This is a genomic window from Pseudomonas sp. RIT778 (assembly GCF_019718735.1).
In the GTDB taxonomy this organism is placed as follows: domain Bacteria; phylum Pseudomonadota; class Gammaproteobacteria; order Pseudomonadales; family Pseudomonadaceae; genus Aquipseudomonas; species Aquipseudomonas aphyarum.
This window is the reverse complement of the sequence record NZ_JAIHBA010000050.1, coordinates 1-20,769: the sequence shown is the minus strand read 5'-3', so window position 1 is coordinate 20,769 and position 20,769 is coordinate 1. Positions and strand designations below refer to the sequence as shown.

The following is a 20,769-nucleotide window of genomic DNA, read 5'->3' as shown; positions in this document are numbered from 1 at the left end:
TTCGACGAGCGGGGAGGTCGGGGCCTTGCCTTGACTGGGGACAAGATCCTCTTTAGACTCTTGATCCCCTAAATTTGGCGGGAATTCGTTCCTGCCATTTTGCTTTTCTTGCAAGACAATAGCGTCGCAAGACAACAGTGGAGCTAGTAGATGGCAACTATCAACCAGCTGGTACGTCAGCCGCGTAAGCGTATCGTCGAGAAATCCGACGTGCCTGCGCTGCAGAACTGCCCGCAACGTCGTGGCGTGTGCACCCGTGTGTACACCACTACGCCGAAAAAACCTAACTCGGCACTGCGTAAAGTATGCCGTGTGCGTCTGACCAACGGTTTCGAGGTTTCCTCGTACATCGGTGGTGAAGGCCACAACCTGCAAGAGCACAGCGTGGTACTGATCCGCGGCGGTCGTGTAAAAGACTTGCCAGGTGTTCGTTACCACACCGTTCGCGGCTCCCTGGATACTTCCGGTGTTAAAGGTCGTAACCAAGGTCGTTCGAAGTACGGTACCAAGCGTCCGAAGTAATCGGCCGTTTTGCAGATTTTCATTTTATTGAGTCGATAAGAGTAAGGTCGGGCGCGCATCCACTGGATCTGTCCCGAGCTAACCTGAAGACCGTTTGAGGGCTTATCAATGCCAAGACGTCGCGTAGCAGCAAAGCGTGAGATTCTGGACGATCCGAAATACGGAAGCCAAATCCTCGCCAAATTCATGAACCACGTTATGGAAAGCGGCAAGAAAGCCGTTGCCGAACGTATCGTTTATGGTGCCCTGGAAACCGTTGCGGCTCGCAAGACCGGCACCGATCCCCTGGAACTCTTCGAAAAAGCACTCGACGCCATCGCTCCGCTGGTCGAAGTGAAGTCGCGCCGCGTTGGTGGTGCTACTTACCAGGTTCCGGTCGAGGTTCGTCCGTCCCGTCGTAACGCTCTGGCAATGCGCTGGTTGGTAGACTTCGCCCGCAAGCGCGGCGAGAAGTCTATGGCTCTGCGCTTGGCTGGCGAGCTGCTGGATGCTGCTGAAGGTAAAGGTGCTGCTGTTAAGAAGCGTGAAGACGTGCACCGTATGGCCGAAGCTAACAAAGCTTTCTCGCACTACCGCTTCTAATTTTAGCTTCACTAATTTTGCGAGGGCTTTATGGCTCGTACTACTCCGATTAGTCGCTACCGTAACATCGGTATCGTCGCTCACGTGGATGCTGGTAAAACCACCACCACCGAGCGCGTCCTTTTTTACACTGGCAAAAGTCACAAAATGGGCGAGGTGCATGACGGCGCCGCGACCACAGACTGGATGGTTCAGGAGCAGGAGCGTGGTATTACCATTACTTCTGCTGCCATTACCGCCTTCTGGAAAGGTTCCGAGAAGCAGTACCCACACGAGCATCGCTTCAACGTAATCGATACCCCGGGCCACGTAGACTTCACCATTGAAGTAGAACGTTCCCTGCGCGTACTCGACGGCGCTGTCGTTGTGTTCTGCGGTACTTCGGGTGTTGAGCCTCAGTCGGAAACCGTATGGCGTCAGGCCAACAAATACGGCGTTCCACGTCTTGTTTACGTAAACAAGATGGACCGTGCTGGTGCCAACTTCCTGCGCGTGATCGGTCAGATCAAACAGCGTCTGGGTCACACTCCGGTGCCGATCCAGCTGGCTATCGGTTCGGAAGACAACTTCCAGGGCCAGATCGACCTGATCAACATGCAAGCTGTCTACTGGAACGACTCTGACAAGGGTATGGTTCCGGTTCGCAAGGAAATCCCTGCGGACATGCTCGAGCTGGCTGAAGAGTGGCGCAACAACATGGTTGAAGCCGCCGCCGAAGCCAACGAAGACCTGATGAACAAGTACCTGGAAGGTGAAGATCTTTCGATCGAAGAGATCAAGGCTGCTTTGCGTGCACGTACTATCGCCGGCGAAATCGTTCTGGCTGTTTGCGGTTCTTCGTTCAAGAACAAGGGCGTTCCCCTGGTTCTCGACGCCGTTATCGACTTCCTGCCTGCTCCGACCGACATTCCTGCTATCAAGGGTTCCAACCCTGATAACGAGGAAGAAGAGATGGAGCGTCATGCAAGCGACGACGAGCCGTTCGCGGCCCTGGCGTTCAAGATCGCTACCGACCCATTCGTGGGTACCTTGACCTTCGTCCGCGTTTACTCGGGCGTGTTGAACTCCGGCGACGGCGTGATCAACTCGGTTAAAGGCAAAAAAGAGCGCGTGGGTCGTATGGTGCAAATGCACGCAAACGCCCGTGAAGAGATCAAGGAAGTACGCGCTGGCGACATCGCGGCCCTGATCGGCATGAAGGACGTCACCACTGGTGAAACCCTCTGCAACGCTGACAAGCCAATCATCCTGGTTCGCATGGACTTCCCGGAGCCGGTTATTTCGGTTGCCGTAGAGCCTAAGACCAAGGATGACCAGGAAAAAATGGGTATCGCTCTGGGCAAACTTGCTCAGGAAGACCCGTCTTTCCGCGTTAAAACTGATGAAGAGACTGGTCAAACGATCATCTCCGGCATGGGCGAGCTGCACCTGGACATCCTGGTTGACCGGATGCGCCGTGAGTTCAACGTCGAAGCCAACATCGGCAAGCCGCAGGTTTCGTACCGTGAGCGCATCACGAAGAACTGCGAAATCGAAGGCAAGTTCGTTCGTCAGTCCGGCGGTCGTGGCCAGTTCGGTCACTGCTGGATTCGCTTTGCTCCTGCTGACGAAGGTCAGGAAGGTCTGCAATTCCTGAACGAAGTAGTGGGTGGTGTGGTTCCTAAGGAATACATCCCGGCTATCCAGAAGGGTATCGAAGAGCAGATGAAGAACGGCGTTGTTGCCGGCTATCCGCTGATCGGCCTGAAGGCTACCGTGTTCGATGGTTCTTACCACGACGTCGACTCCAACGAGATGGCGTTTAAAGTGGCTGCTTCCATGGCGACCAAGCAACTGGCCCAGAAGGGTGGTGGTGAGTTGCTCGAGCCGATCATGGCGGTAGAGGTTGTTACGCCTGAAGACTATATGGGTGATGTGATGGGCGACCTTAACCGTCGTCGCGGCATGATCCAGGGTATGGAAGACACAGTGTCCGGCAAGGTTATCCGTGCCGAAGTTCCACTGGGTGAGATGTTCGGTTATGCGACCGACGTTCGTTCCATGTCCCAGGGTCGCGCAAGCTACTCTATGGAATTCAAAAAATACGATACGGCTCCGTCGCACATCGTCGAATCCGTTACCAAAAAACAAGGCTGATTCAGCCCCTTTAGGCTAGGAGTTAATTGTCGTGGCTAAAGAAAAATTTGATCGTTCCCTACCGCACGTAAACGTTGGCACCATCGGCCACGTTGACCACGGTAAAACCACTCTGACCGCTGCTCTGACTCGCGTCTGCTCCGAAGTTTTCGGTTCGGCCGTAGTTGAATTCGACAAGATCGACAGCGCTCCAGAAGAAAAAGCTCGCGGTATCACCATCAACACCGCGCACGTTGAGTACAACTCGAACATTCGTCACTACGCTCACGTTGACTGCCCAGGTCACGCTGACTACGTGAAGAACATGATCACTGGTGCTGCGCAGATGGACGGCGCGATCCTGGTTTGCTCGGCCGCTGATGGTCCGATGCCGCAAACCCGTGAGCACATCCTGCTGTCCCGTCAGGTAGGCGTTCCGTACATCGTGGTTTTCCTGAACAAGGCTGACCTGGTAGATGACGCTGAGCTGCTGGAACTGGTTGAGATGGAAGTTCGCGACCTGCTGTCCACCTACGACTTCCCAGGCGACGACACTCCGATCATCATCGGTTCGGCTCGTATGGCGCTGGAAGGCAAAGACGACAACGAAATGGGCACCACCGCTGTCAAGAAGCTGGTGGAAACTCTGGACAGCTACATCCCAGAGCCAGAGCGTGCTATCGACAAGCCTTTCCTGATGCCAATCGAAGACGTGTTCTCGATCTCGGGTCGCGGTACTGTTGTGACTGGTCGTATCGAGCGCGGTATCGTTCGCGTTCAAGACGCCCTGGAAATCGTTGGTCTGCGTGACACCACCACCACCACCTGCACCGGTGTTGAGATGTTCCGCAAGCTGCTGGACGAAGGTCGTGCTGGCGAGAACTGCGGCGTTCTGCTGCGTGGCACCAAGCGTGACGACGTTGAGCGTGGTCAGGTTCTGGTTAAGCCGGGTTCGGTTAAGCCGCACACCAAGTTCACCGCAGAAGTTTACGTTCTGAGCAAGGAAGAAGGCGGCCGTCACACTCCGTTCTTCAAAGGCTACCGTCCACAGTTCTACTTCCGTACTACTGACGTGACTGGTAACTGCGAGCTGCCAGAAGGCGTTGAAATGGTAATGCCAGGTGACAACATTCAGATGACTGTTACCCTGATCAAAACCATCGCGATGGAAGACGGTCTGCGTTTCGCAATCCGTGAAGGCGGCCGTACCGTTGGTGCTGGCGTCGTAGCTAAAATCATCGAGTGATCTCTTTATTGAGTCAGCTTTGATGAGTTGAAAAAGCCCCCGCTTAGCGGGGGCTTTTTTATTGGGTTGACACCTATCTGGGGCGTCTATAGAATTGCGCCTCCTTTTAACGGGCGTATTGCGCCCGGTGGGAATAGCAGCCGGAGTCTGAAATCCAATGCAAAATCAGCAAATCCGTATCAGGTTGAAGGCTTTTGACCATCGCCTGATCGACCAATCAACCCAGGAAATCGTGGAAACCGCGAAACGTACTGGTGCTCAAGTGCGTGGTCCAATTCCACTGCCTACCCGTAAAGAGCGGTTCACCGTTCTGGTTTCCCCGCACGTCAACAAAGACGCGCGTGACCAGTACGAGATCCGCACTCATAAGCGCGTTCTGGACATCGTCCAGCCAACGGATAAAACCGTTGATGCACTTATGAAGCTTGATCTTGCGGCCGGTGTGGAAGTGCAGATCAGCCTCGGCTAAGACTCGGTCTTGGTCGTGTAACGCTCTGAAATGGGCGGCCATAGCGGGTGAAAGCCCCGTACACTCATGAGGTTTACAACATGACTATTGGTGTAGTCGGTCGTAAAGCGGGTATGACCCGTATTTTCACCGAAGAAGGTGTCTCCATTCCGGTCACGGTCATTGAGATCGAGCCGAATCGCGTCACCCAGTTCAAAACTGAAGAAACCGATGGCTATCTTGCAGTGCAAGTCACTGTCGGCGAGCGTCGTGCTTCCCGTGTAACAGCTGCTCAGGCTGGCCACTTCGCCAAGGCGAACGTTGCCGCTGGTCGTACCGTAATGGAATTCCGCCTTGAAGAAGGCGAGTACCAGGCCGGCGATCTGATCAACGCTGAAATCTTCGCTGCTGGTCAACTGGTTGATGTAACCGGTCAGTCCAAAGGTAAAGGCTTCCAGGGTACGATCAAGCGTTGGAATTTCCGCGGGCAAGATAACACCCACGGTAACTCCGTATCCCACCGCGTCCCAGGCTCTATCGGCCAGTGCCAGACTCCTGGTCGTGTATTCAAGGGCAAAAAAATGTCCGGTCATATGGGCGCTGAGCGCGTGACCGTGCAGTCCCTGGAAGTAGTGCGCGTGGACGCTGAACGCAATCTGTTGCTGGTCAAGGGTGCTGTTCCTGGCGCTACTGGCGGCAACCTGGTTGTACGTCCAGCAGCCAAGGCTCGCGGTTAAGGGGAAGCTGACATGCAATTAAATGTAAATGACGCTCAAGCGATCGAAGTTTCCGAACTGACATTTGGCGGCGAATTCAACGAGACGCTGGTTCACCAAGCAGTCGTGGCCTACATGGCCGGCGGCCGTCAAGGTAGCAAGCAGCAAAAGACCCGTTCCGACGTTCGTGGTGGCGGTAAGCGCCCATGGCGTCAGAAAGGTACTGGCCGTGCTCGTGCCGGTACTATCCGTAGCCCAATCTGGCGCGGCGGCGGCACCACTTTCGCAGCTCGTCCACAGGATCACTCCCAGAAGCTGAACAAGAAGATGTATCGCGCAGCAATGCGTTCCATCCTTGCTGAGCTGGTGCGTACTGATCGTCTGGTCGTGGTTCAGGATTTCGCAGTTGAAACTCCGAAAACCAAAGACCTGCTGGGCAAACTGAACAACATGAGCCTGACCGACGTTCTGATCGTGTCGGACGCTGTTGATCAGAACCTGTACCTGGCTGCTCGCAACCTGCCACACGTAGATGTACGTGACGTGCAAGGTTCCGATCCAGTTAGTCTGATCGCATACGACAAGGTGTTGATCACCGTGTCGGCCGTGAAGAAATTCGAGGAGCTGCTGGGATGAACCAGGAACGCGTATTTAAAGTTCTGCTTGGCCCGCACGTTTCCGAGAAGGCTACGGTTCTGGCAGACAAGAAAGGCCAGTTCGTTTTCAAGGTTGCTACTGACGCAACCAAGCTGGAAATCAAGAAGGCCGTCGAAAGCCTGTTCAGCGTGAAAGTTGAGCGTGTTACTACCCTGAACGTTCTGGGTAAGAGCAAGCGCACCGCTCGCGGTCTGGGCAAGCGTAATGACTGGAAGAAGGCAGTTATCTCCCTTCAGCCAGGCCAAGATCTCGATTTCAGCAGCAGTGCTGAGTAAGGAAGGGGTGCATCATGGCAATCGTTAAATGCAAACCGACTTCCCCTGGCCGCCGTTTTGTGGTCAAGGTGGTCAACCAGGAGCTGCATAAAGGCGCTCCTCACGCACCGCTGCTCGAGAAAAAATCGAAGTCTGGTGGTCGTAACAACAATGGCCGTATTACCACTCGTCACATCGGTGGTGGCCATAAGCAGCATTACCGTATGGTCGATTTCCGTCGCAACGACAAAGATGGCATCGTCGCCACTGTCGAGCGTATCGAATACGATCCAAACCGTACTGCTCACATCGCACTGCTCTGCTACGCAGACGGCGAGCGCCGCTACATCATCGCCCCTAAAGGCGTGAGTGCTGGCGACACGCTGATCGCAGGTGCCCTGGCTCCAATCAAGCCAGGTAACGCTCTGCAACTGCGCAACATTCCAGTCGGTTCTACCGTACACGGCATCGAACTGAAGCCAGGTAAAGGCGCACAGATCGCTCGTTCCGCTGGTGCTTCGGCTCAGCTGATCGCTCGTGAAGGCGTTTACGTGACCCTGCGTCTGCGTTCCGGTGAAATGCGTAAAGTACTGGCTGAGTGCCGTGCGACCCTGGGCGAAGTCTCGAACTCCGAGCACAGCCTGCGTTCGCTGGGTAAAGCTGGTGCCAAGCGCTGGCGTGGCGTTCGCCCAACCGTTCGTGGTGTTGCCATGAACCCGGTTGACCACCCACATGGTGGTGGTGAAGGTCGTACCTCTGGTGGTCGTCATCCGGTATCGCCATGGGGCTTCCCGACTAAGGGCGCGAAGACTCGTGGTAATAAGCGTACCGACAAAATGATCGTCCGTCGTCGCAAGTAAATAGAGGGATACGACAGTGCCACGTTCTCTGAAAAAAGGTCCTTTTATTGATCTTCACCTACTGAAGAAGATCGAAGTGGCGGCGGAAAAGAACGATCGCAAACCAATTAAGACTTGGTCGCGTCGTTCGATGATCCTGCCACAAATGGTCGGTTTGACCATCGCTGTACACAACGGTCGTCAGCACGTCCCAGTTCTCGTAAACGAAGACATGGTCGGCCACAAACTGGGCGAGTTCGCCGGTACCCGCACTTATCGCGGGCACGTGGCAGACAAGAAAGCCAAGCGTTAAGGGGTAAGGAAATGGAAGTAGCCGCTAAGTTGTCGGGCGCTCGAATCTCCGCCCAGAAAGCCCGCTTGGTCGCCGACCAGATCCGCGGGAAGAAGGTGGGCGAAGCGCTCAACCTGTTGGCTTTCAGCAGTAAGAAAGCCGCCGAGATCATGAAAAAAGTGCTGGAGTCGGCCGTAGCCAACGCCGAGCATAACGAAGGCGCAGACGTTGATGACCTGAAGGTCAGCACCGTTTTCGTCAACGAAGGGCGTTCGCTGAAGCGCATCATGCCACGTGCCAAAGGCCGTGCTGATCGCATCGTCAAGCGGTCTTGCCATATCACTGTCAAGGTTGCTGACAAGTAACGGAGTCGAAGAGATGGGTCAGAAAGTACATCCCATTGGCATTCGCCTGGGAATCGTCAAGGAGCACACCTCCGTCTGGTACGCAGACGGTCGGACTTATGCGGACTACTTGTTCGCTGATCTGAAGGTGCGTGAATACCTCCAAGACAAACTAAAAAGCGCGTCCGTAAGCCGTATCGATATCCATCGTCCGGCCCAAACTGCACGCATCACCATCCACACCGCTCGTCCAGGTATCGTTATCGGGAAGAAAGGTGAAGATGTTGAGAAACTGCGTCAGGACCTGACCAAGCAAATGGGTGTGCCTGTGCACATCAATATCGAAGAGATCCGCAAGCCGGAACTCGACGGTATGCTGGTTGCGCAGAGCGTAGCTCAGCAGCTGGAGCGTCGTGTAATGTTCCGTCGCGCCATGAAGCGCGCTGTACAGAACGCCATGCGCATTGGTGCCAAAGGCATCAAAATCCAAGTGAGCGGTCGTCTCGGCGGTGCTGAAATCGCACGTACTGAATGGTATCGCGAAGGTCGTGTGCCACTGCACACCCTGCGTGCCGACATCGACTATGCCAACTACGAAGCTCACACCACTTACGGTGTGATCGGTGTAAAGGTTTGGATCTTCAAAGGCGAAGTAATTGGTGGTCGCCAAGAAGAGCTGAAGCCACAAGCACCAGCGCCTCGTAAAAAAGCTGCTAAGTAAGGGGTACGCCAAATGTTGCAACCTAAGCGTACGAAGTTCCGCAAGCAGATGACCGGCCACAACCGTGGTCTGGCACTGCGCGGTAGCAAAGTCAGCTTCGGCGAGTTCGCGCTGAAGTCTGTAGCTCGTGGTCGTCTCACCGCTCGTCAGATCGAGTCAGCGCGTCGCGCTCTGACCCGTCACGTAAAACGTGGCGGCAAGATCTGGATCCGTGTATTCCCGGACAAGCCGATCTCCAAGAAGCCTCTCGAGGTTCGTATGGGTAAAGGTAAGGGTAACGTGGAGTACTGGGTTGCCCAGATTCAGCCAGGCAAAGTCCTGTATGAAATCGAGGGTGTTTCTGAAGAGCTGGCGCGTGAGGCTTTCGCCCTGGCTGCTGCAAAGCTGCCGCTCGCCACCTCCTTTGTTAAACGGACGGTGATGTGATGAAAGCGAATGAACTTCGTGAAAAATCCGCACAGCAGCTGAACGAGCAACTGCTCGGCTTGCTGCGCGACCAGTTCAATCTGCGCATGCAGAAAGCAACTGGCCAGTTGGGGCAGTCTCATCTGCTCTCGCAAGTTAAGCGTGACATCGCTCGCGTGAAGACTGTGCTCAACCAGCAGGCAGGTAAGTGATCATGGCTGAAGCCGAAAAAACTGTCCGTACGCTGACTGGCCGTGTTGTCAGCGACAAGATGGACAAAACCATCACCGTTCTGATCGAGCGTCGCGTTAAGCACCCGATCTACGGTAAATACGTTAAGCGTTCGACTAAGCTGCACGCGCACGACGAAACCAATCAGTGCCACATCGGCGACAAAGTCACTATTCGTGAAACTCGTCCGATGGCCAAGACCAAGTCTTGGGCGCTGGTTGATGTTCTCGAACGCGCTGTGGAAGTCTAAGGGCTAGGGGTCGGAGAAATTATATGATTCAGACTCAATCCATGCTCGATGTGGCCGATAACAGCGGCGCTCGCCGCGTTATGTGCATCAAGGTGCTGGGTGGCTCCCATCGTCGTTACGCTGGTATCGGTGACATCATCAAAGTTACCGTGAAGGAAGCAATTCCTCGCGGTAAGGTGAAAAAAGGCCAAGTGATGACTGCTGTTGTAGTCCGCACTCGTCACGGCGTACGTCGTGCTGATGGCTCCATTATCCGCTTTGATGGCAACGCTGCTGTTCTTCTGAACAACAAGCAAGAGCCGATCGGCACCCGTATCTTTGGGCCAGTGACCCGTGAACTTCGTACTGAGAAGTTCATGAAGATCGTCTCGCTCGCCCCAGAAGTGCTGTAAGGAGATCCGACATGCAAAAGATTCGTCGTGACGACGAGATCATCGTGATCGCCGGCAAAGACAAAGGTAAGCGCGGTAAGGTGCTGAAGGTTCTTGCTGACAACCGTCTGGTTGTTGGTGGTCTGAACCTGGTCAAGCGTCATACCAAGCCTAACCCGATGTCGGGCGTACAGGGCGGTATCGTCGAGAAAGAAGCGCCACTGCACGCTTCCAACGTCGCCATCTTCAACGGCGAAACCAACAAGGCTGACCGCGTTGGTTTCAAAGTAGAAGACGGTAAGAAAATTCGTGTCTTCAAGTCGACCCAAAAAGCGGTTGATGCTTGAACACTGCTAGGTAGAAGACCATGGCACGACTAAAAGAGATTTACCGGAAGGAAATCGCTCCGAAACTTAAGGAAGAACTTAAGCTTTCGAACGTGATGGAAGTTCCGCGCGTTACCAAAATCACCCTGAACATGGGTCTGGGCGAAGCGATCGGCGACAAAAAAGTCATCGAGCACGCTGTTGCTGACCTGGAAAAGATCACCGGCCAGAAAGTCGTTGTGACCTACGCTCGCAAATCCATCGCTGGCTTTAAAGTCCGTGAAGGTTGGCCGATCGGCGTCAAAGTGACCCTGCGCCGTGAGCGTATGTACGAGTTCCTGGATCGTCTGCTGTCGATCTCCCTGCCTCGGGTTCGCGACTTCCGCGGCCTGAATGCCAAGTCCTTCGATGGTCGTGGCAACTACAGCATGGGCGTGAAAGAGCAGATCATTTTCCCGGAAATCGACTACGACAAGATCGATGCTCTCCGCGGTCTGGACATTACCCTGACCACCACTGCCAAGAACGATGATGAAGGCCGCGCTCTGCTGCGTGCTTTCAAATTCCCGTTCCGCAACTGATTGGAGTAGGAAAATGGCCAAGAAGAGCATGAAAAACCGTGAGCTGAAGCGTCAGCTCACCGTTGCCAAGTACGCCGTCAAGCGTGCAGCGCTGAAAGCTATCATCGTTGATCTGAACGCAAGTCCAGAAGCGCGTTGGGAAGCTACCGTAGCTCTGCAGAAGCAACCACGTGACGCAAGCGCTTCGCGCATGCGTAACCGTTGCCGCCTGACTGGTCGTCCGCACGGCGTTTACCGCAAGTTCGGCCTCGGCCGTAACAAACTGCGTGAAGCGGCAATGCGTGGTGACGTTCCAGGTCTGGTTAAAGCCAGCTGGTAATTGCTGTCAAAGCCTTGATGGTCGGGGTCGAAAGAACCTGACCATCGGTGGCCTTGAACTTGAATCAAGCCCCTTTTGGGGCTTGATTCATTTCTGGGGTATGTCTAGAATGACCGGCTCGCCTGAGCCCGTGTTTTTTATACCCGGAATTTCTCGGCGACAAGTAGTAGCCGCAAGGCTAATTTTTCTGTATTAGGAGCGTCTAGCCCATGAGTATGCAGGACCCGTTAGCGGACATGCTAACTCGAATCCGTAATGCCCAGATGGCTGAAAAGTCCGTCGTAAGCATGCCGTCTTCCACGTTGAAGGTGGCTGTAGCAAAAGTCCTGAAGGACGAAGGTTACATCGCGGGTTATCAGATCAGCAGCGAAACCAAACCACTGCTGTCCATCGAGCTGAAATACTTCGAAGGCCGTCCGGTCATCGAGGAAGTGAAGCGCGTTAGCCGTCCAGGCCTGCGTCAGTACAAGTCCGTCGAAGAGCTGCCAAAAGTACGTGGCGGTCTCGGTGTGTCTATCGTCTCCACCAACAAAGGTGTGATGACTGATCGTGCTGCGCGCGCTGCCGGTGTCGGCGGCGAAGTTCTTTGCACTGTGTTCTAAGGGGGGATAAGCATGTCTCGCGTCGCTAAGAACCCCGTTAAGCTGCCAGCCGGTGTCGAAGTAAAATTCGCAGGCCAACAGCTTTCGGTGAAGGGTGCCAAGGGTACTCTTGAACTGAACGTCCATTCGTCCGTTGAAGTCGTTGAAGAAGCCGGTGAGCTGCGTTTTGCTGCTCGCAATGGCGATCAACAGACTCGCGCAATGGCCGGTACCACTCGTGCGTTGGTAAACAACATGGTCCAGGGCGTAAGCCAAGGCTTCGAGCGTAAGCTCCAGCTGGTCGGTGTTGGTTACAAAGCGCAAGCAAAAGGTCAGGTGCTGAACCTGGCTCTTGGCTTCTCGCACCCAGTGGATTACGAACTGCCGGAAGGCATCACCGCTGAGACTCCTAGCCAGACCGATATCCTGATCAAGGGCATCGACAAGCAGCTGGTAGGTCAAGTGGCCGCCGAGATCCGCGACTTCCGTCCACCAGAGCCGTACAAAGGCAAAGGTGTGCGCTACGCGGACGAAGTCGTCCGTCGTAAAGAAGCCAAGAAGAAGTAGGGCATAGCAAATGACCGACAAAAAAGTTACTCGACTGCGTCGCGCTCGCAAAGCACGCCTGAAAATGCACGAACTCGAAGTCGTGCGTCTCTGCGTGTTTCGCTCTTCGCAGCACATCTACGCCCAGGTCATTTCGGCCGACGGCAACAAAGTCCTGGCAAGCGCCTCGACTTTGGATAAAGAACTGCGTGATGGCGCCACTGGCAACATCGACGCGGCCACTAAGGTTGGCCAGCTGGTCGCTACGCGTGCTAAGGCCGCTGGCGTCTCGCAGGTGGCTTTCGACCGCTCTGGCTTCAAGTACCACGGCCGCGTTAAAGCGCTGGCTGATGCTGCTCGTGAAGCTGGGCTGGAGTTCTAAGTTATGTCAAATAACGACCAAAAGCGCGACGAAGGCTACATCGAGAAGCTGGTTCAAGTTAACCGCGTAGCCAAAACCGTTAAAGGCGGCCGTATCTTCACTTTCACCGCGTTGACCGTGGTTGGTGATGGTAAAGGGCGTGTTGGCTTCGGCCGTGGCAAGTCGCGTGAAGTGCCTGCTGCGATCCAGAAGGCAATGGAAGCTGCTCGCCGCAACATGATCCAGGTTGATCTGAACGGCACCACTCTGCAGTACGCAATGAAGTCTGCCCATGGCGCTTCGAAGGTGTACATGCAGCCTGCTTCTGAAGGTACCGGTATCATCGCTGGCGGCGCTATGCGTGCTGTCCTCGAAGTTGCTGGCGTTCAGAACGTTCTGGCCAAGTGCTACGGCTCGACTAACCCTGTAAACGTGGTTCACGCCACTTTCAAGGGTCTGAAGGCCATGCAGTCTCCTGAATCCATTGCAGCCAAACGTGGCCTGCGTGTTGAGGAGATCAAGTAATCATGGCTACCGTTAAAGTTACGCTGATCAAAAGCATGACCGGCCGCATCCCTAACCACAAACTGTGCGTTAAGGGTCTGGGTCTGCGTCGCATCGGTCACACTGTAGAAGTCCAGGATACTCCCGAGAATCGCGGGATGATCAACAAGGCTTACTACATGCTGCGTGTCGAGGGTTAATCGATGAAACTCAATGATCTGAGTCCAGCGCCGGGTTCCCGTCGCGAAAAGCATCGTCCGGGCCGTGGTATCGGTAGTGGTTTGGGTAAGACTGGTGGCCGTGGTCACAAAGGTCAGACTTCCCGCTCCGGTGGCACCATTGCTCCAGGCTTTGAAGGCGGTCAACAGCCGCTGCATCGTCGCCTGCCGAAGTTCGGTTTCGTTTCCCTGAAAGCCATGGATCGCGCAGAAGTGCGTCTGTCCGAGCTGGCTAAAGTGGAAGGCGACATCGTCACCGTGCAGTCCCTGAAAGATGCCAACGTGATCAACGTCAACGTACAGCGTGTGAAAATCATGCTGTCCGGTGAAGTGACTCGCGCTGTCACTATCGGCAAGGGAATCGGCGCCACCAAAGGTGCGCGTGCGGCTATCGAAGCAGCTGGCGGCAAGTTCGAGGAATAAATGGCTAAGCAAGGTGCTCTCTCTGCGCTCGGCAAAGGCGGTATGTCTGAACTTTGGGCTCGTCTGCGTTTTCTGTTCCTGGCGATTATCGTCTACCGAATAGGCGCACACATCCCGGTTCCAGGTATCAACCCGGACCGACTCGCAGACCTGTTTCGACAGAATGAGGGGACCATTCTTAGCTTGTTCAACATGTTTTCCGGCGGCGCGCTGGAACGGATGAGCATCTTTGCACTGGGGATCATGCCGTACATTTCGGCATCGATCATCATGCAGCTGATGACCGCCGTCAGCCCGCAGCTGGAGCAGTTGAAGAAGGAAGGTGAAGCTGGCCGTCGCAAGATCAGCCAGTACACCCGCTACGGCACCGTCGTCCTCGCTCTCGTTCAGGCCATTGGCATGTCCATTGGTCTGGCGGGGCAGGGCGTTGCGTTCACTGGTGACTTTGGCTTCCATTTCGTCGCGGTCTCCACGTTTGTGGCTGGCGCGATGTTCATGATGTGGCTGGGTGAGCAGATTACTGAGCGTGGTGTAGGCAACGGTATCTCGATGTTGATTTTTTCGGGTATCGTCGCCGGTCTTCCGAGAGCAATCGGGCAGTCTTTCGAGTCTGCGCGTCAGGGCGATATCAACATCTTCGCTTTGGTTGCCATCGGTTTGCTGGCAGTAGCGATTATCGGTTTCGTGGTGTTCATTGAGCGTGGTCAGCGTCGTATCGCTGTTCACTACGCCAAGCGTCAGCAGGGCCGCAAGGTTTTTGCTGCGCAGACAAGCCACTTGCCGCTGAAGGTGAACATGGCCGGTGTTATTCCGGCTATTTTCGCGAGCAGCATTTTGCTGTTCCCGGCTTCGTTGGGTGCCTGGTTTGGTCAGTCTGAAGGTATGGGCTGGTTGCAGGACATCTCGCAGTCGATCGCTCCTGGTCAGCCGTTGAATATTCTGCTGTTTAGTGCAGGGATTATTTTCTTCTGCTTCTTCTATACGGCGTTGATGTTCAATCCGAAAGACGTAGCGGAAAACCTGAAGAAGTCCGGTGCCTTTATTCCGGGCATCCGTCCAGGTGAGCAGTCCGCACGCTATATTGATGGCGTTTTGACTCGCTTGACCATGTTCGGTGCTCTTTACATGACGGCCGTGTGCTTGTTGCCCCAGTTCCTGGTGGTTGCAGCAAACGTTCCGTTCTACCTTGGCGGGACCTCGTTGCTGATCGTGGTCGTGGTTGTGATGGACTTCATGTCCCAAGTACAATCGCACCTCGTTTCGCACCAGTACGAATCCCTGATGAAGAAAGCCAACCTGAAGGGTTACGGCAGCGGCATGTTGCGCTGAGTACCCATAAGGTTCGAGGAGTTGGTGATGAAAGTTCGTGCATCGGTGAAAAAGCTGTGCCGTAACTGCAAGATTATTCGCCGCGAAGGTGTTGTTCGAGTAATTTGCAGCGCGGAACCGCGTCACAAACAGCGCCAAGGCTGAGTGTGATTGTGCTTCAAGCCCGGTAGCTAGTGCGCTACCGGGTTGATTATTTGTTATTACAGCGATATTATCTCGCGCCCTATTTCTTGGCTTCCGGGGCGTAGGTAGCTGTCAATTGGAGTCCCACTGAATGGCCCGTATTGCAGGCGTTAACATTCCAGATAACAAGCATACTGTTATCTCGCTGACCTACATCTATGGTGTTGGTCGCACTACTGCACAGAAGATCTGTGCAGAGACTGGGGTAAACCCAGCCGCAAAGATCAAGGATCTGAGCGACGAGCAGATTGAACAGCTGCGTGGCGAAGTGGCGAAGTTCACCACTGAAGGTGACCTGCGTCGCGAAATCAACATGAAAATCAAGCGCTTGATGGACCTCGGTTGCTATCGCGGTCTGCGTCATCGTCGTGGTCTGCCAGTACGCGGTCAGCGTACCAAGACCAACGCGCGTACCCGTAAAGGTCCGCGTAAGCCGATCCGCAAGTAATCGCCCCAGCGAATCGACAGGAATTTAATCATGGCAAAACCTGCTGCTCGTCCTCGTAAAAAAGTTAAAAAGACAGTGGTTGATGGCATCGCCCACATCCATGCTTCTTTTAACAACACCATCGTGACCATCACCGACCGTCAAGGTAACGCTCTTTCCTGGGCTACCTCCGGTGGTTCGGGTTTCCGCGGTTCCCGCAAGTCCACCCCGTTCGCTGCTCAAGTAGCTGCTGAGCGTGCTGGTCAAGCTGCGCTGGAATACGGCCTGAAAAACCTCGACGTGAACGTCAAGGGTCCAGGTCCAGGTCGTGAATCCGCAGTCCGCGCTTTGAACGGCTGTGGCTACAAGATCGCCAGCATCACCGACGTGACGCCAATCCCGCACAACGGGTGCCGTCCGCCGAAGAAGCGCCGCGTGTAATCCAGGAGATTGTAAAGAATGGCTCGTTACATTGGTCCAAAATGCAAACTCGCTCGTCGCGAAGGCACCGATCTCTTCCTGAAGAGCGGCGTGCGCGCGATCGAATCGAAGTGCAACATTGAAGCAGCACCTGGTATCCACGGCCAACGCCGCGGTCGCCAGTCCGACTACGGCACCCAACTGCGTGAAAAGCAGAAGGTCCGTCGTATCTACGGCGTTCTCGAGCGTCAGTTCAGCGGCTACTACAAAGAAGCTGCTGGCAAGAAAGGTGCAACCGGTGAAAACCTGCTGCAACTGCTCGAATGCCGTCTGGACAACGTTGTATACCGTATGGGCTTTGGTTCGACTCGTGCCGAATCCCGTCAGCTGGTATCGCACAAGTCGATCAGCGTTAACGGTCAGACCGTAAACGTTCCGTCCTACCAGGTTCGTGCTGGTGACGTGGTTGCTGTTCGCGAGAAAGCAAAAAACCAACTTCGCATTGTCCAAGCTCTCGATCTGTGTGCCCAACGTGGCCGCGTAGAATGGGTAGAAGTAGACACTGAGAAGAAGTCGGGCGTTTTCAAGAACGTTCCTGCTCGCAGTGATCTGTCCGCCGACATCAACGAAAGCCTGATTGTCGAGCTCTACTCCAAGTAAGGGCTAGAAAATAGGTGCATCCATGCAGATTTCGGTAAATGAGTTCCTGACACCCCGCCACATTGATGTGCAGGTTGTCAGTCCAACCCGCGCCAAGATCACTCTCGAGCCTCTCGAGCGTGGTTTTGGCCACACCCTGGGCAACGCGCTGCGCCGCATCCTGTTGTCCTCAATGCCCGGCTGCGCAGTAGTCGAGGCCGAGATTGACGGTGTGCTCCACGAGTACAGCGCCATCGAAGGTGTACAGGAAGACGTAATTGAAATCCTGTTGAACCTTAAAGGTCTGGCCATCAAGCTGCACGGTCGTGACGAAGTTACGCTGACCTTGTCGAAGAAGGGTTCGGGGGTGGTTACCGCTGCCGATATTCAGCTGGATCATGATGTCGAGATCGTTAATCCCGATCACGTAATCGCTAACCTGGCGTCTAACGGCGCCCTGAACATGAAGCTCACCGTAGCTCGTGGTCGTGGTTATGAACCAGCAGACTCGCGTCAGAGCGATGAAGACGAAAGCCGCAGCATCGGTCGCTTGCAGCTTGACTCTTCGTTCAGCCCGGTTCGCCGTATCGCATACGTGGTGGAAAACGCCCGTGTCGAACAGCGTACCAACCTGGACAAGCTGGTTATTGATCTGGAAACCAACGGTACTCTGGATCCTGAAGAGGCTATCCGCCGCGCTGCAACCATTCTGCAACAGCAGTTGGCTGCGTTCGTCGACCTCAAAGGTGACAGTGAGCCAGTGGTTGTCGAGCAGGAAGACGAGATCGATCCGATCCTGCTTCGCCCGGTTGACGATCTGGAACTGACTGTACGTTCGGCTAACTGCCTTAAGGCGGAAAACATCTACTACATCGGCGACCTGATTCAGCGTACCGAAGTAGAGCTGTTGAAGACTCCGAACCTGGGCAAGAAATCCTTGACTGAAATCAAGGACGTTCTGGCCTCCCGCGGTCTGTCCCTCGGCATGCGCCTCGACAACTGGCCGCCTGCAAGTCTTAAGAAGGACGACAAGGCGACTGCCTGATCGTCGTAATCACCGAACGTAGTGTTTGGTAAGGAATGAACCATGCGTCATCGTAAAAGTGGGCGTCACCTGAGCCGCACCAGCTCGCACCGCAAGGCCATGTTCCAGAACATGGCGGTGTCGCTGTTCGAGCACGAGCTGATCAAAACTACTCTGCCAAAAGCCAAAGAACTGCGCCGCGTTGCCGAGCCGCTGATCACTCTGGCCAAGACAGACAGCGTTGCTAACCGTCGTCTGGCTTTCGACCGTACTCGTTCGAAAGCTATCGTTGGTAAGCTCTTCAACGACCTGGGCAAGCGTTACGCTACCCGTGAGGGTGGCTACCTGCGCATCCTCAAGTGCGGTTTCCGCGCTGGCGACAACGCGCCTATGGCGTACGTCGAACTGGTTGATCGTGCTGTCGGCGGTGAAGCTGTATCCGCTGAGTAAGACATCAGTCTGAAACAAGGAACCGGGCCTAGTGCCCGGTTTTTTGTGCCTGTAAGAAATGCGCGGTTCGTACAAGCTTCTACCCTGTTTGGGTCTGCACTATGTGCGGGGATTTGGTGTTAGTTTTTCTCTATTGATGACCATAAGTTAATGAATTTGTGGCTGTCATATTGATGATCGATACTCCCCAACAAGCCGATTAGCCGGCAGTTCAAGACCGATAGAGGATGAAGATCGCATGAGCCAGAACAAGACGCTTACGACCGCCAGTGGCGCACCTGTCGCTGATAACCAGAACTCTCGCTCCGCCGGCCCTCGTGGTCCGTTGCTGCTCGATGATTTCCACCTGATCGAGAAGCTTGCTCACTTCAACCGGGAAAACATTCCCGAGCGTCGTGTACACGCCAAGGGTTCGGGCGCATATGGCACTTTCACGGTCACTCGCGACATTACGCAGTACACCAGCGCCAAGCTGTTCTCTGCTGTCGGCAAACAGACGCCGACCTTCCTGCGTTTTTCAACGGTCGGTGGTGAGCGTGGCTCGGCCGACACCGAGCGCGATCCGCGTGGCTTCGCCCTCAAGTTCTACACCGAAGAAGGCAACTGGGACATCGTCGGCAACAACACGCCGGTGTTCTTCATTCGCGATCCGCTGAAATTTCCTGACTTTATCCACACCCAGAAACGCCTGCCGCAGAGCAACCTGAAAAGTGCGCAGATGATGTGGGACTTCTGGTCGCATTCGCCTGAAGCGCTGCACCAGGTCACCATTCTGTTTTCTGATCGGGGTATCCCGGACGGCTATCGCCACATGCACGGTTTTGGCAGCCACACCTACAGCCTGATCAGCGCTCAAGGCGAGCGTCACTGGGTGAAGTGGCACTACAAGACCAAGCAAGGGATCAAGAACCTCGCGCCGGCAGACGCGGCACGTCTGGCGGGCACAGATCCCGATTACGCCCAGCGTGATCTGTTCGAAGCCATCGAGCGTGGTGACTTCCCGAAATGGAGCGTGTGCATCCAGATCATGACCGAGGCCCAGGCTGCTGCTCACTACGAGAACCCGTTCGACGTGACCAAAACCTGGTCGCAGAAGGAGTTCCCGCTGATTGAAGTGGGTGAGCTGGAACTGAACCGTAATCCGCTCAACTATTTTGCGGAAGTCGAGCAAGCTGCGTTCGGTCCAAGCAACATGGTGCCTGGCGTAGGTCTGTCACCGGATCGCATGCTGCAAGGTCGTGTCTTCGCATACGCCGATGCCCACCGCTACCGTGTAGGCACCAACCACCAACAGCTGCCAGTGAATGCTCCGCGCAGCCCGGTGAATACTTACCAGCGTGATGGTTCGATGGCTTTTGGCAGCAATGGTGGTGCAGCGCCTAACTACGAGCCGAACAGCTACGTAGAGTCGCCGAAACAAGCGCCACATTATGCCGAGCCTGCGCTGGCCCTGAGCGGCGCGGCTGATCGCTACGATCACCGCGAAGACACCGACTACTACAGCCACGCCGGTGCGCTGTTCCGCTTGATGAGCGACGAACAGAAAGCGTTGTTGGTCAGCAACATTGCCGGCGCGATGGCGGGTGTGTCGAGTGATGTCGTCGACCGTCAGTTGCAGCATTTCCACAAGGCCGACCCGGCGTACGGAGAAGCAATCGCAAAGCTGCTCAACGTACAGCTTAACGAAGTCTAAACGAGAAGCAGAACCGCCCTCATTAGGGCGGTTTTTGCGTTATTTAGGCTGCTTTTCTCAGAATATCTTCGCTTTTATTGCGTGAAGTGAGTGACCTTCCAGTCAGGTTGGTTCAAACTACAGACTTTCAAGCAGGGAGATGTAGGGCGATGCAAGGCCACCCAGACGTTATCGATTACCTCAACACGTTGCTGACCGGCGAACTGGCCGCGCGTGACCAATATTTCGTTCACTCGCGGATGTATGAGGACTGGGGATTCACCAAGCTCTACGAACGAATCAACCACGAGATGGAAGAAGAGGCCGGTCACGCCGATGCGCTGATGCGCCGGATTCTGATGCTCGAAGGCACTCCGCGCATGCGCCCGGATGACCTGGATGTCGGTACCACGGTAGAGACCATGCTCGAAGCGGATCTGCGCCTTGAGTACAAGGTTCGTGCTGCACTGTGCAAAGGCATCGAGCTGTGTGAAAAGAATGGCGACTATGTGAGCCGCGATATCCTCAAGCTTCAGTTGCATGACACCGAAGAAGATCACACCTACTGGCTTGAAAAGCAGTTGGGCCTGATCAAACTGATCGGTATCCAGAACTACCTGCAGTCCCACGCGTCCTGATTGCAGCCTGTCTAGTCCTGAAATAGGTTTACACCTGTTTCACCCTAACGCCCGATGCACCGCATCGGGCGTTTTGTATTTTAAGGACAGGTGCGGGCGCTCCTGGTTGTAGATCAAGATCGCCTCCCGCACCAT

The 20,769-nt window shown here is 54.9% G+C and carries 34 protein-coding genes; all 34 read left to right on the top strand.

Annotated elements, in window-relative coordinates; genetic code table 11:
• The first annotated feature begins 150 nt into the window (after nucleotides 1–150).
• The 34 genes from rpsL (at nucleotide 151) to bfr (ending at nucleotide 20,634) form a co-directional block, all read left to right on the top strand.
• Nucleotides 151–522 (top strand): 30S ribosomal protein S12, encoded by a 372-nt coding sequence (gene rpsL, locus K5E37_RS27390; protein WP_003186084.1) that lies wholly within the window; start codon nucleotides 151–153, stop codon nucleotides 520–522.
• Between the two features lie 108 nt (nucleotides 523–630).
• On the top strand, nucleotides 631–1,104 hold the full coding sequence (gene rpsG, locus K5E37_RS27385; protein WP_007957592.1) for a 30S ribosomal protein S7: 474 nt from the start codon (nucleotides 631–633) through the stop codon (nucleotides 1,102–1,104).
• A gap of 30 nt (nucleotides 1,105–1,134) precedes the next feature.
• Nucleotides 1,135–3,240, top strand: a complete 2,106-nt coding sequence (gene fusA / locus K5E37_RS27380; protein ID WP_221535642.1) for an elongation factor G — start codon at nucleotides 1,135–1,137, stop codon at nucleotides 3,238–3,240.
• A 31-nt stretch (nucleotides 3,241–3,271) separates the two neighbouring features.
• On the top strand, nucleotides 3,272–4,465 hold the full coding sequence (gene tuf / locus K5E37_RS27375) for an elongation factor Tu (protein ID WP_010220303.1): 1,194 nt from the start codon (nucleotides 3,272–3,274) through the stop codon (nucleotides 4,463–4,465).
• A 157-nt stretch (nucleotides 4,466–4,622) separates the two neighbouring features.
• Entirely contained in the window at nucleotides 4,623–4,934 is a 312-nt protein-coding gene (gene rpsJ, locus K5E37_RS27370; protein ID WP_003186070.1) for a 30S ribosomal protein S10, read from the top strand.
• 80 nt (nucleotides 4,935–5,014) lie between these two features.
• A complete protein-coding gene (gene rplC, locus K5E37_RS27365) occupies nucleotides 5,015–5,650 on the top strand; it encodes a 50S ribosomal protein L3 (RefSeq protein WP_221535641.1) in 636 nt (211 codons plus the stop codon).
• A gap of 12 nt (nucleotides 5,651–5,662) precedes the next feature.
• Nucleotides 5,663–6,265 carry a 50S ribosomal protein L4 gene (rplD, locus tag K5E37_RS27360; protein ID WP_003228735.1) on the top strand — a complete coding sequence of 201 codons (603 nt, stop codon included), beginning with the start codon at nucleotides 5,663–5,665 and terminating at the stop codon, nucleotides 6,263–6,265.
• A complete protein-coding gene (gene rplW, locus K5E37_RS27355; protein ID WP_002555488.1) occupies nucleotides 6,262–6,561 on the top strand; it encodes a 50S ribosomal protein L23 in 300 nt (99 codons plus the stop codon). The genes rplD and rplW overlap by 4 nt, the downstream gene beginning before the upstream one ends.
• Before the next feature lie 14 nt (nucleotides 6,562–6,575).
• Nucleotides 6,576–7,400, top strand: coding sequence for a 50S ribosomal protein L2 (gene rplB, locus K5E37_RS27350; protein WP_007955640.1), 825 nt, complete (start codon nucleotides 6,576–6,578; stop codon nucleotides 7,398–7,400).
• A 16-nt stretch (nucleotides 7,401–7,416) separates the two neighbouring features.
• Nucleotides 7,417–7,692 carry a 30S ribosomal protein S19 gene (gene rpsS / locus K5E37_RS27345; protein ID WP_003228731.1) on the top strand — a complete coding sequence of 92 codons (276 nt, stop codon included), beginning with the start codon at nucleotides 7,417–7,419 and terminating at the stop codon, nucleotides 7,690–7,692.
• Between the two features lie 11 nt (nucleotides 7,693–7,703).
• Entirely contained in the window at nucleotides 7,704–8,036 is a 333-nt protein-coding gene (gene rplV / locus K5E37_RS27340) for a 50S ribosomal protein L22 (RefSeq protein ID WP_003103908.1), read from the top strand.
• 13 nt (nucleotides 8,037–8,049) lie between these two features.
• The gene (gene rpsC / locus K5E37_RS27335) at nucleotides 8,050–8,736 is read left to right on the top strand and encodes a 30S ribosomal protein S3 (RefSeq protein ID WP_003176422.1); all 687 of its coding nucleotides are present in this window, start codon (nucleotides 8,050–8,052) and stop codon (nucleotides 8,734–8,736) included.
• A 12-nt stretch (nucleotides 8,737–8,748) separates the two neighbouring features.
• Entirely contained in the window at nucleotides 8,749–9,162 is a 414-nt protein-coding gene (rplP, locus tag K5E37_RS27330) for a 50S ribosomal protein L16 (RefSeq protein ID WP_003228729.1), read from the top strand.
• Entirely contained in the window at nucleotides 9,162–9,353 is a 192-nt protein-coding gene (gene rpmC, locus K5E37_RS27325) for a 50S ribosomal protein L29 (RefSeq protein WP_002555481.1), read from the top strand. Before rplP ends, rpmC begins: the two co-directional genes overlap by 1 nt.
• Nucleotides 9,354–9,355: 2 nt before the next feature.
• A complete protein-coding gene (gene rpsQ / locus K5E37_RS27320; RefSeq protein ID WP_003194644.1) occupies nucleotides 9,356–9,622 on the top strand; it encodes a 30S ribosomal protein S17 in 267 nt (88 codons plus the stop codon).
• Between the two features lie 23 nt (nucleotides 9,623–9,645).
• Nucleotides 9,646–10,014, top strand: coding sequence for a 50S ribosomal protein L14 (gene rplN, locus K5E37_RS27315; protein ID WP_002555479.1), 369 nt, complete (start codon nucleotides 9,646–9,648; stop codon nucleotides 10,012–10,014).
• Nucleotides 10,015–10,025: 11 nt separating this feature from the next.
• Nucleotides 10,026–10,340 carry a 50S ribosomal protein L24 gene (gene rplX / locus K5E37_RS27310; RefSeq protein WP_003186046.1) on the top strand — a complete coding sequence of 105 codons (315 nt, stop codon included), beginning with the start codon at nucleotides 10,026–10,028 and terminating at the stop codon, nucleotides 10,338–10,340.
• 20 nt (nucleotides 10,341–10,360) lie between these two features.
• Nucleotides 10,361–10,900 carry a 50S ribosomal protein L5 gene (rplE, locus tag K5E37_RS27305; RefSeq protein ID WP_003210069.1) on the top strand — a complete coding sequence of 180 codons (540 nt, stop codon included), beginning with the start codon at nucleotides 10,361–10,363 and terminating at the stop codon, nucleotides 10,898–10,900.
• 13 nt (nucleotides 10,901–10,913) lie between these two features.
• Complete coding sequence (gene rpsN / locus K5E37_RS27300; protein ID WP_007955639.1) at nucleotides 10,914–11,219, top strand: 30S ribosomal protein S14; 306 nt, start codon at nucleotides 10,914–10,916, stop codon at nucleotides 11,217–11,219.
• 209 nt (nucleotides 11,220–11,428) lie between these two features.
• A complete protein-coding gene (gene rpsH / locus K5E37_RS27295) occupies nucleotides 11,429–11,821 on the top strand; it encodes a 30S ribosomal protein S8 (RefSeq protein ID WP_011336171.1) in 393 nt (130 codons plus the stop codon).
• Nucleotides 11,822–11,833: 12 nt separating this feature from the next.
• Nucleotides 11,834–12,367: a 50S ribosomal protein L6 gene (gene rplF, locus K5E37_RS27290; RefSeq protein WP_011336170.1), complete on the top strand. Its 534-nt coding sequence runs from the start codon at nucleotides 11,834–11,836 to the stop codon at nucleotides 12,365–12,367.
• Nucleotides 12,368–12,377: 10 nt separating this feature from the next.
• Nucleotides 12,378–12,728, top strand: coding sequence for a 50S ribosomal protein L18 (gene rplR / locus K5E37_RS27285; protein ID WP_003186037.1), 351 nt, complete (start codon nucleotides 12,378–12,380; stop codon nucleotides 12,726–12,728).
• A 3-nt stretch (nucleotides 12,729–12,731) separates the two neighbouring features.
• On the top strand, nucleotides 12,732–13,232 hold the full coding sequence (gene rpsE / locus K5E37_RS27280; RefSeq protein ID WP_007955637.1) for a 30S ribosomal protein S5: 501 nt from the start codon (nucleotides 12,732–12,734) through the stop codon (nucleotides 13,230–13,232).
• 2 nt (nucleotides 13,233–13,234) lie between these two features.
• Nucleotides 13,235–13,411 carry a 50S ribosomal protein L30 gene (rpmD, locus tag K5E37_RS27275; RefSeq protein ID WP_003176408.1) on the top strand — a complete coding sequence of 59 codons (177 nt, stop codon included), beginning with the start codon at nucleotides 13,235–13,237 and terminating at the stop codon, nucleotides 13,409–13,411.
• 3 nt (nucleotides 13,412–13,414) lie between these two features.
• The gene (rplO, locus tag K5E37_RS27270; protein ID WP_003228720.1) at nucleotides 13,415–13,852 is read left to right on the top strand and encodes a 50S ribosomal protein L15; all 438 of its coding nucleotides are present in this window, start codon (nucleotides 13,415–13,417) and stop codon (nucleotides 13,850–13,852) included.
• Nucleotides 13,853–15,181, top strand: coding sequence for a preprotein translocase subunit SecY (gene secY, locus K5E37_RS27265; protein WP_003228718.1), 1,329 nt, complete (start codon nucleotides 13,853–13,855; stop codon nucleotides 15,179–15,181).
• Nucleotides 15,182–15,208: 27 nt separating this feature from the next.
• Entirely contained in the window at nucleotides 15,209–15,325 is a 117-nt protein-coding gene (gene rpmJ / locus K5E37_RS27260; protein ID WP_002555468.1) for a 50S ribosomal protein L36, read from the top strand.
• A gap of 130 nt (nucleotides 15,326–15,455) precedes the next feature.
• Nucleotides 15,456–15,812 carry a 30S ribosomal protein S13 gene (rpsM, locus tag K5E37_RS27255; RefSeq protein ID WP_009045849.1) on the top strand — a complete coding sequence of 119 codons (357 nt, stop codon included), beginning with the start codon at nucleotides 15,456–15,458 and terminating at the stop codon, nucleotides 15,810–15,812.
• Between the two features lie 30 nt (nucleotides 15,813–15,842).
• Nucleotides 15,843–16,232, top strand: coding sequence for a 30S ribosomal protein S11 (gene rpsK / locus K5E37_RS27250; protein ID WP_002555466.1), 390 nt, complete (start codon nucleotides 15,843–15,845; stop codon nucleotides 16,230–16,232).
• A gap of 18 nt (nucleotides 16,233–16,250) precedes the next feature.
• Nucleotides 16,251–16,871: a 30S ribosomal protein S4 gene (gene rpsD, locus K5E37_RS27245; protein ID WP_003176404.1), complete on the top strand. Its 621-nt coding sequence runs from the start codon at nucleotides 16,251–16,253 to the stop codon at nucleotides 16,869–16,871.
• 22 nt (nucleotides 16,872–16,893) lie between these two features.
• Nucleotides 16,894–17,895 (top strand): DNA-directed RNA polymerase subunit alpha, encoded by a 1,002-nt coding sequence (locus tag K5E37_RS27240; RefSeq protein ID WP_003186012.1) that lies wholly within the window; start codon nucleotides 16,894–16,896, stop codon nucleotides 17,893–17,895.
• A 42-nt stretch (nucleotides 17,896–17,937) separates the two neighbouring features.
• Nucleotides 17,938–18,324 carry a 50S ribosomal protein L17 gene (rplQ, locus tag K5E37_RS27235; protein WP_007955635.1) on the top strand — a complete coding sequence of 129 codons (387 nt, stop codon included), beginning with the start codon at nucleotides 17,938–17,940 and terminating at the stop codon, nucleotides 18,322–18,324.
• A gap of 238 nt (nucleotides 18,325–18,562) precedes the next feature.
• The gene (locus tag K5E37_RS27230; protein ID WP_007955634.1) at nucleotides 18,563–20,017 is read left to right on the top strand and encodes a catalase; all 1,455 of its coding nucleotides are present in this window, start codon (nucleotides 18,563–18,565) and stop codon (nucleotides 20,015–20,017) included.
• Between the two features lie 149 nt (nucleotides 20,018–20,166).
• Nucleotides 20,167–20,634 carry a bacterioferritin gene (bfr, locus tag K5E37_RS27225; protein WP_007955633.1) on the top strand — a complete coding sequence of 156 codons (468 nt, stop codon included), beginning with the start codon at nucleotides 20,167–20,169 and terminating at the stop codon, nucleotides 20,632–20,634.
• The last annotated feature ends 135 nt before the right edge of the window (nucleotides 20,635–20,769 follow it).